Origin of the sequence: Rubrivirga sp. (assembly GCF_049648075.1) — a bacterium.
GTDB lineage: Bacteria > Bacteroidota > Rhodothermia > Rhodothermales > Rubricoccaceae > Rubrivirga.
The window spans coordinates 1-1,735 of record NZ_JBARYR010000666.1; the positions used below are offsets into that span (position 1 = coordinate 1).

Sequence of the window (1,735 nt, forward strand, 5' to 3'; positions counted from 1 at the left end):
TTGGCGCGACACGTTGGGCCGGTCGTCAAGGATGGGGTCGGTCAGCTCGGACTGGCTGCGGCCGCCGCGCTCGAACAGGCGGAACAGCAAAAACCACTGTTCGGGCGAGACGCCGGGCGCCGATGTGGCGAGGACGCGCGTGAGGTGGACCCGGAGGAGCCGCGCCAGCCGGTGAACGCGGTACGCCAGAGCGATGTCGAGCGATGACACGTCGGCGATGGGGTCGAGAGGGTCAGGCATCGGAGGCGGGGGACGGGTCTACGATAGCGCTCGCGAGCGGCGGCTACTCGGCCACCTCCCCCTCCAGATCCGGCACGACGGCCCACGCATCCACCTCGACCCTCAAGTTCGGCCGGGCGAGCGCCTGGACGCCGACGAGGGTGTTCGCGGGCATCCGGTCGGCGGAGAACGTCGACTGGAGGGCGCGTGCGATCGTCGTCAGGTCCTGGGCTTGGAAGTCGACGACGTAGAGGGTGAGTTTGATCACCGAGTCCAGCGAGCCACCGACGGCGCCAAGCGCTCGGCCGAGGTTCTCGAAGGTCCGCTCGGCCTGCGCCCCCAGATCGTCGCCGCCGACCACAGCGCCGTTTACGTCCAGGGCCACCTGACCCGAGCACGCGACCAGACGCCCGGCCGTGACGACCTGGGTCAGGTGCGGGATCCGAGCGAATCCCGGCGGATGCACGTGGCGGACGGTATCCCCCAGCGCATGGCCGTCGGGCTTGGGTGGCACATCCGCTGCGTCGGTCGGCACCGTCACAGCCGGACCGTCAGGTGACGGCGTACGCGGGAGTGGTGGTCGAACTCGTCGGCCACGCTGTAGGCCAGGAGCAGGTGGACCGTCGTCCCTTGGCGCAGGTCGTGCGACCCCGCATGGGCCGTCGTAACGGGCAGGGTGAACGAGATCTCGGTGGTGCCGTCGCGCTCCGTCCCACTCGTCTGGCTCAACTCGGAGACGCCGCCCACGTCCTCGATCTGCCGATGGTCTCCGGGCGCAACGATGGTACGGTCCGACACCACCGCCTCACCGTTCACGAAGGCGCCCATCACCAGGTGTGTCCCGGCGAGCCCAGCGACCTCGTTGAAGCCGATGGCTACCCAGCCGGTCGTCGGCGCCTGCACGCGACACCGAAGCTCGCCGTCGATGTGCGCCCACGAAAACGTGATGCCACCCGACGACACGGTGCCGGTCGGAATAGGCGGGGGACTGGCGGGTGTACACATGGAGATTCCCAGCAGCAGGACGGGGAGCAGAAGAGCGCGGCAGGCCATTGGATCGATTGCCGACGGAGAGGGTGGAAGCTCAAGAGGCTGAATATATGTTGCCCAGGCAACATAATAGTTTATCCTCTACAGACCGTCCTCACCGACAGACAGGAGTGCCCAGTCACTGACGGACTACGTTCCCACACCCGGAACCGGTCGCTCGACCTGTCCAGAGGACATCTGCCTCGGTCCGACCTCCTCCCCGCTGCTGGGAAGGTGCTCCGCGTGCGCACCACCCGCCCGGGGGACGGTCTCGAGTTGGGCGTCCGAGATGAGACCCTTGCTCACGAGATGCTGGGGCAGCGTCGGGCGGTAGGCACTCGGTGTCGCGTGCAGGCGCCGACGACCGGCTGGGTAGCGGCCGACTCGACGAGCCGCGTCGGGTGGGGGCAGGCACCCGGGACCCGGACGCTCGGGCGGTAGGCGTCGAACATGCTCTCCATGAGCGCGCCGGTCTGAGCCGTCGCCT

The 1,735-nt window shown here is 68.5% G+C and carries 2 protein-coding genes and 2 pseudogenes; all 4 read right to left on the reverse strand.

Annotation, left to right across the window (positions count from 1 at the left end; genetic code table 11):
- A pseudogene (locus WBA11_RS17900) lies at positions 1 to 240 on the reverse strand (hypothetical protein); the annotation flags it as partial.
- A gap of 43 nt (positions 241 to 283) precedes the next feature.
- The gene (locus WBA11_RS17905; RefSeq protein ID WP_424521997.1) at positions 284 to 733 is read right to left on the reverse strand and encodes a RidA family protein; all 450 of its coding nucleotides are present in this window, start codon (positions 731 to 733) and stop codon (positions 284 to 286) included.
- Between the two features lie 23 nt (positions 734 to 756).
- Positions 757 to 1,224, reverse strand: a complete 468-nt coding sequence (locus WBA11_RS17910; protein ID WP_424521998.1) for a DOMON domain-containing protein — start codon at positions 1,222 to 1,224, stop codon at positions 757 to 759.
- Between the two features lie 326 nt (positions 1,225 to 1,550).
- Positions 1,551 to 1,735 (reverse strand): annotated as a pseudogene (locus tag WBA11_RS17915) (hypothetical protein); the annotation flags it as partial.

Excerpts from the sequence above, each read along its gene's own strand:
- WBA11_RS17910 (WP_424521998.1), bottom strand. The coding sequence starts at position 1,224 with ATGTGTACACCCGCCAGTCCCCCGCCTATTCCGACCGGCACCGTGTCG.